Source organism: Actinosynnema sp. NPDC023658 (genome assembly GCF_040639995.1).
Classification (GTDB): domain Bacteria; phylum Actinomycetota; class Actinomycetes; order Mycobacteriales; family Pseudonocardiaceae; genus Actinosynnema.
On record NZ_JBFAAX010000321.1, the window covers coordinates 1 to 6,556 of the forward strand.

5 protein-coding genes are annotated in these 6,556 nt (G+C 69.1%); 1 reads left to right on the plus strand and 4 read right to left on the minus strand.

The genetic code is table 11. The annotated features are described in order from the left end of the window. Positions 1–100: 100 nt before the first annotated feature. From AB0G02_RS25215 to AB0G02_RS25230, 4 genes are read right to left on the minus strand one after another with little or no spacing between them, the layout of a single operon-like run. A complete protein-coding gene (locus tag AB0G02_RS25215; RefSeq protein ID WP_360798036.1) occupies positions 101–1,828 on the minus strand; it encodes an alpha-glucosidase in 1,728 nt (575 codons plus the stop codon). A 19-nt stretch (positions 1,829–1,847) separates the two neighbouring features. Next, on the minus strand, positions 1,848–2,750 hold the full coding sequence (locus tag AB0G02_RS25220; protein ID WP_360798038.1) for a carbohydrate ABC transporter permease: 903 nt from the start codon (positions 2,748–2,750) through the stop codon (positions 1,848–1,850). After that, the gene (locus AB0G02_RS25225; RefSeq protein ID WP_360798040.1) at positions 2,737–3,690 is read right to left on the minus strand and encodes a sugar ABC transporter permease; all 954 of its coding nucleotides are present in this window, start codon (positions 3,688–3,690) and stop codon (positions 2,737–2,739) included. Before AB0G02_RS25225 ends, AB0G02_RS25220 begins: the two co-directional genes overlap by 14 nt. A gap of 25 nt (positions 3,691–3,715) precedes the next feature. After that, complete coding sequence (locus AB0G02_RS25230) at positions 3,716–4,996, minus strand: extracellular solute-binding protein (protein WP_360798042.1); 1,281 nt, start codon at positions 4,994–4,996, stop codon at positions 3,716–3,718. A 190-nt stretch (positions 4,997–5,186) separates the two neighbouring features. Here AB0G02_RS25230 and AB0G02_RS25235 point away from each other — a divergent pair, with 190 nt between their 5' ends. Beyond that, entirely contained in the window at positions 5,187–6,350 is a 1,164-nt protein-coding gene (locus tag AB0G02_RS25235) for an ROK family transcriptional regulator (protein WP_360798044.1), read from the plus strand. Positions 6,351–6,556: the final 206 nt, after the last annotated feature.

A 6,556-nucleotide genomic window follows, 5' to 3' on the forward strand; every position in this document is an offset into this window, starting at 1 on the left:
CCGCGGGCCGTGTCCCACTGTGCACGGCCATGCGTGGAGAAAACCTGTGCGTTCCTGCAATTCGCAGGTCAGCACGGGTGCGGAGGTGCCGCGCGGGGGGTCAGCGCTTGAGCACCAGCGCCTCCCACGGTCGCAGGTCCACGCAGCCGGGCGAGACGAGCTGCTCCTCGGTGTTCGCGAGGATGACGTCGGCGGTGGCCCACTCGCGGTCCAGCTCGGCGGTCTGGGGGCTGCCGCTGAGGTTGGCGACGACGAGCAGGCGGTCGTCACCGAGGGTGCGTTCGTAGGCGTAGACGTGGGGGTGGTCGGGCAGCAGCATGCGGAAGTCGCCCAGGGCCACGACCGGCAGCTCGTGCCGCAGCCGGATCAGGCGGCGGTAGTGGTGGAAGACCGAGCGGGGGTCGTCGTGCTGGGCGGCGGCGTTGAGCCAGGTGTGGTTGGGGTTGACCGCGATCCACGGTTCGCCCGTGGTGAACCCGGCGTTCGGGCCCGCGTCCCACTGCACGGGGGTGCGGGCGTTGTCGCGGCCCATCGCGCGCAGGCCGCGCCACACCGTCCTGGGCTCACCGCCTGCGGCGACGGCCTCGGCGTAGTGGTTGAGCGATTCGACGTCGCGCAGCTCCTGCACGCCGGTGAACGGGAAGTTCGTCATGCCCAGCTCTTCGCCCTGGTAGACGTAGGGCGTGCCGCGGTGCAGGTGCAGCACGGTGGCCAGCGCGGTGGCGGACTCGCGCCAGTGCTCGCCGTCGTCGCCGTAGCGGGACACGACGCGGGGTTGGTCGTGGTTGTTCCAGTACAGGCTGTTCCAGCCGACCTCGCCCAGCGCGGTCTGCCACCGGCCCAGCGAGGCCTTGAGGTCGCGCAGGTCCAGCGGCTTGGGGTCGAACTTGCCGCCGGGTCCGTGGTCGAGCGAGACGTGCTCGAACTGGAACACCATGTCCAGCTCGCCGCGTGCGGGGTCGGTGAACAGCCTGGCGTCCTCCCAGGTGACCCCAGGCATCTCCCCCACCGTCAACAACTCACCCGGCCGGCCGTCGAACACCTCGCGGTGCATCTCCTGGAGGAATTCGTGGATGCGCGGTCCCGTGCCGTAGTGCGGGAACCCGTCACCGAGCCCGCTGGTGCCGGTGGTCGCACCGTCGGGCAGGGCGGGGTCCTTGGAGATCAGGTTGATGACGTCCATCCGGAAGCCGTCCACGCCCCGGTCCAGCCACCACCGCATCATGGCGTACACCGCCTGCCGGACCTCGGGGTTCTCCCAGTTCAGGTCGGGCTGCTTGGGGGCGAACAGGTGCAGGTAGTACTCATCGGTGGTCTTATCGAGGGTCCAGGTCGGACCGGAGAAGAACGACTCCCAGTTGGTGGGCTCCGCGCCGGGCTGACCGGCCTCGAACCCGTCACGCGGCGCTCGCCACCAGTACCAGTCCCGCTTGGGGTTGTGCTTGGAGGAGCGGGACTCCACGAACCAGGGGTGCTCGTCGGAGGTGTGGTTTACCACCAGGTCCATCACCAGCTTCATGCCGCGGGCGTGCACCTCGGCCAGCAGGCGGTCGAAGTCCTCCAGCGTGCCGAACGCGGGATCGATGGCCTGGTAGTCGGAGATGTCGTAGCCGTTGTCGGCGTGCGGGGAGGCGTAGACGGGCGACAGCCAGATCACGTCGACGCCGAGCCGTTCCAGGTGGTCCAGCCTGGTGATCAGACCGGGCAGGTCGCCGACGCCGTCACCGTTGGAGTCGGCGAAGCTGCGCGGGTACACCTGGTAGACCACGGCCGAGGTCCACCACGGGGCGGTGTCCACGGGTGTGGTCACCGTCTGGTCGAGAGTCATGGATGTCCTTCGTGGGGAGTTATTTGACCGCGCCGAGGTTCACGCCACGCATGAGCGTGCGCTGGAAGAGCAGGAAGAACACCAGTGCCGGCAGGATGCCCGCCAGCGACGCGGCGGCCAGTGCGGTGGGGTCGCTCGTGTACTGGCCGCTCAACGCGCCCAGCGCGACCGACACCGTCTGGTTGTCCGCCGAGGGCAGCAGCACCAGGGGCAGGAAGAAGTCGTTCCAGGTCCAGATGAAGAAGAAGGTCATCAGCACCGCCATGGTGGGCCTGGTCAGCGGCAGGACGACGAGCCGCAGCACCTGGAAGCGGGTGGCGCCGTCGAGCCTGGCGGCTTCCAGCACTTCCGGTGGGAAGGTGCCCAGCACCGAGGACAGCATGTAGGTGCCGAAGGCGCTCTGGAGCACAGCCAGGATGACGACGACGCCGGTCATGGTGTCGTAGAGCCCGAGGTCGCGGGTCAGCACGAACAGCGGGTACACCAGCGCTTCCTGCGGAACGGTGAACGCGAGCATGAACAACGCGAGGATCCACACCCGGCCGCGGATGCGGCCGATACCGATGGCGAACGCCGACAACAGGCTCAGCGCCACCGCGATCAGGGCGACACTGCCGCTGATCACGACGCTGTTGAGCAGCTTGCGGTTGAAGTCCACACCGCCCCAGAAGTCGACCAGCGCGGAGAAGTCCAGCTCGGTGGGCAGCGAGACCGGTCCGTTGGCGATGTAGTCGGGCGCGGGCTTGAACGCGTTGATGATCGCGATCCAGAACGGGAACAGCATCAGCAGGCCGACACCGGCGACCAGGACGAGCACCACCCAGCCGTTGACACCGCGCTTGCGGCGCTTGATCCGGCGCGCGGAGGTCTCTGACGGGGGCGTCGCGGTCACGGCCGGCTTCTCCAGGCTATCCACGGCCATCTTCGAACCCTTCGGAGTTGCGGGTCTGGTAGCGCAGCAGGGCGACCGCGACGACCGAGATCATCAGCGCCAGCACGGACGCCACCGCGGCGCCGTAGCCGACCTTGGTGGTGGTGAAGAAGTTGGAGAAGGAGAAGTAGGCGGGCACGATCGTGCTGGTGCCGGGACCGCCACGGGTGAGCACGAAGATCGGCGCGAACACCTTCAGCGCGGCCACCGAGGTGGTGATCAGCACGACCGCGATCTCCGGCCGGAGCTGGTTGAGCGTGATGGTGCGGAACTGCTGCGACCAGGTCGCGCCGTCCAGCTCGGCGGCCTCGTAGAGCGCCGGGTCGACCCGGGACAGCCCGGCCATGAACACCACCACGGTGTAGCCGATCTGGAGCCAGACCAGCACGTTCATCACCGCGTAGATGGCCAGGTCGGAATCACCGAGCCAGTTGCGCGCCAGGCCGAGGTCGCGCAGGGTGGTGTTGATGATCCCGTACTGCGGTTGGTACATCCACTTCCACAGCACGCCCGCCACCGCGATCGGCAGGATCTGCGGCAGGTAGTAGGTGGCGCGCAGGAAGCTCGCCACCTTCGACCCGAACTTCGGCGAGATGTAGTTGAACAGCACGGCTGCGACCACCACCCCGATGGCCGTCGGGAGGATCGCCATGGCCACGATGAACGCCACGCTGTGCCGGAACGACGCCCAGAACAGCGGGTCGCCCAGCAGCCGCTGGTAGTTCTCGAACCCGATGAACTCCGGGTTGCCGACGCCCCGGAAGGACGTGAGGCTGTACCAGAGGTTCATCCCGAACGGCACGGCGACGACGGCGAGGAACCCGATCGCGCCCGGCAGGATGTACCACCAGTAGCCGCCCCGGCGTTCGGATGTGCCCTTGCGCGCCCGGCGTGGCGCGACGGTGTGCGTGGCTGTGTTGAGCGAGGACATGGCGATCCTTTCGGTCCGACCGGTGCTAGGCGGTCGGCTTCCCGGCGTCGTAGGCGGCCTTGATCGCCTCGACCACCTGCTGCGGGCTCGCGTCGCCACCGACGAGGTTGGTGGTGTTGGCGACCAGCACGTCGTTGAGCCCGGCCACCGGGAAGTCGGGGTAGAGGGCCAACCCGCCGCCATCGCCGGACAGCAGCTCGGTGAACCGGTCGCCCACCAGCAGGCCCATGGCCGAGCTGGCCGACCCCGGTTCGGACGCGACCGGCACGCCGCCCTTGTCGGCCAGGAGGTTCTGCACCTCGGGTCGCTGGGTGATCTCCAGGAAGTCGTAGGCGAGGTCCTTGTTCTTGGCCTTCGCGGGCACGACCCACAGGTTGCCGCCGGAGCCGGGGTGCAGCTTGTTGCCGGGGAAGAGGAACTGGCCGGTCTGGAACTTGGGCTGTTCGGCGATCTGCCCGGCCCACCAGGTGCCGGAGACGAACATGGGGTACTGGCCCGCGATGAACGCGTTGCCGGCGTCCTGCGCGGGGATGCCGGTGGAGTCGGTGCTGATGTACTTCTTGTCCACCCACTGGCGCATGGTGGTGGCGGCCTTCTCCCACGCCGACCAGTCCACGTCACCCTCGAACCGCTGGTAGGCGGCCAGGGACTTCTCGTCCATGTGCGCGAGCGCGAGCGCGTACAGCAGGTGCGGGCCGGGGTAGTCGGCCGAGCCGAGCGCGAGCGGCGTGACGCCCTTGTCGGCGAACGTCTTCAGCGCGTTCTCGAACTCGGCGAGCGTCGTCGGCACCTGCACGTTGTTCTGGGCGAACAGGTCCTGGTTGTACCAGACGCCGACGTACTCGCCGTAGTTCGTGATGCCGTAGCGCTTGCCCGACCCCATCAGCCCGTTGTCGTCGTAGAGCCCGACGTCCTGGGCGGAGTTGTCCAGCTTCCAGCCGCGGCTCGTGGCGACCTCGGTCAGGTCGGTGAGCAGGCCCGCCTTGGCCACGACACCGGCGGTGGCGTTGCCCTTGAGGTACTCCAGCACGTCCGGGGTGTCGTTGGAGTCGAGGATGAGCTGGCCGGACTGCTGCATCTGCTCGTAGGTCTTGAGCTCCTGCTTGACCGTGACGCCGGGGTGCTCCTTCTCGAAGATCGAGACGGCCTGCTTCCAGGCGGTCGACAGCGCGCTGTCGTCGGTCTCCCACCACCACACCTTGAGCGTGTTCGGGTCGCCGGAGTCACCTCCGCTCGAACACCCGGTCATCACCAGCGCCAAGGCGGCGGCCACCGCGGTGACCAGCCGTAGGGGGTGCTTGCGCATGTCGATCCTCCAGAGTCGCGACGGCGGCGTCGCCTACCGGGTTTTCTTTGTCGCAACATTAAGGGCGAAGTCACTGTAACGCGTCAACCCGCAGCTAGTCACGTTTTCGTCACGCCAGGGCTCTTGTCAGACAGTTTCGTCGCGGTACTATTGCGCTCCGGTTACCCCCGACCTCGACGAGGAGCGCACGGTGCTCGACGCCGCCTCACCCTGGGCACCCCTGCTGCCCTCCGCCCGCCGCGTGACGCTGGAGGTGCTGGTCCACGGCCCGCTGGCCCGATCGGAACTGGCGGACCGGCTGGGTCTGTCGACGGCGAGCCTGACCCGGCTCACCAAGCCGTTGATGGACACCGGCCTGCTGCGCGAGGTGGAGACGCCCAACCTCCGCGGCGGCGGGCGACCGTTGCAGCCGCTGGACGTCGACCCGGACGTGCAGCGGTTCATCGGCATCAAGCTCACGGGCTTCCGCGCCTACGGCGTGCTGACCAACCTGCGCGCGGACATCCTCGGCAGCGCCACCGTCGAGATCACCGACCAGAGCCCGGAAGCGGTCGTGGCCAGGATCGCCGAACTGGTCGCGTCACTGGACGACCCGGCCCGGCCCGTCGCCGCCATCGGCATCGGCATCGGCGCTGTCGTCCACGGGTTCACCCGCGTGCGCCGGGCGGTCTTCCTGCACTGGCAGGACGTCGACCTCGGCGCGGCGGTCTCCCGGGCCACCGGCAGGCCGACGGTGGTGTCCAACGACCTCGACGCCCTGCTGGAGGCCGAGCACTGGTTCGGCGACGGCCGCGACGTGGAGAGCTTCGCCGTGCTCACCATCGGCGCCGGCGTCGGCGGCGGGCTCGTGGTGCACGACCGGTTGGTCGGGGGTCCGGACTCGGGCCTCGGCCTGCTCGGTCACTTCCCCATCGACCCGCTCGGCCCGGCCTGTCCCGAGGGGCACCGCGGCTGCGTGAAGGCACTGCTGACCACCGACGCCATCCGGTCGCAGGCCGCCCTGACCCTGGGCCGGTCCGTCACCTACGACGAGGTGCTCGACCTGGCCGAGGCCGGTGACCAGGTCGCCGACCAGATCATCGGCCGGGCCGCCCACGCGTTCGGCACGCTGATCGCGGCCGTCGCCAACATCGCCCAACCGGAACGGGTCATCCTCACCGGTGAGGGCATCCGGCTCGCCCAGGTAGCCGAGGCGCGGGTCCGCGCCGGCATCGCCCAAGCCCGCCACGCCGAGGCGTCACCGATCGACCTGCGGTTCATCAACGACGACCCCACGCTCTGGGCCCGCGGCGCGGCCGCCGTGGCGATCCAGCGCACCGTGCTCGCCTCCCTGCCCCCGCGCACCACGACCTGACCCGTCGCACGAACCCCTACCGCGGCCGCGGCGTAGCAGCCGTGGCGATGACGCACGCCCATGACCGCCGGTGGAAGCTCAACGAGGAGCACTCATGCGCACATCCCGTCCCCACAGACCTCTCGGTGGCAGAGCGATCGCACTCGCCGCCGCCGGTTGCCTGCTCGTGGTGCCGCCCGCCGAGGGGGACACCGAACCGCCGGGAG

Bases quoted from the DNA above. Each gene is read 5' to 3' on its own strand.
- AB0G02_RS25215 (WP_360798036.1), bottom strand. From the start codon at position 1,828: ATGACTCTCGACCAGACGGTGACCACACCCGTGGACACCGCCCCGTGG.
- AB0G02_RS25220 (WP_360798038.1), bottom strand. From the start codon at position 2,750: ATGGCCGTGGATAGCCTGGAGAAGCCGGCCGTGACCGCGACGCCCCCG.
- AB0G02_RS25230 (WP_360798042.1), bottom strand. From the start codon at position 4,996: ATGCGCAAGCACCCCCTACGGCTGGTCACCGCGGTGGCCGCCGCCTTG.
- AB0G02_RS25225 (WP_360798040.1), bottom strand. From the start codon at position 3,690: ATGTCCTCGCTCAACACAGCCACGCACACCGTCGCGCCACGCCGGGCG.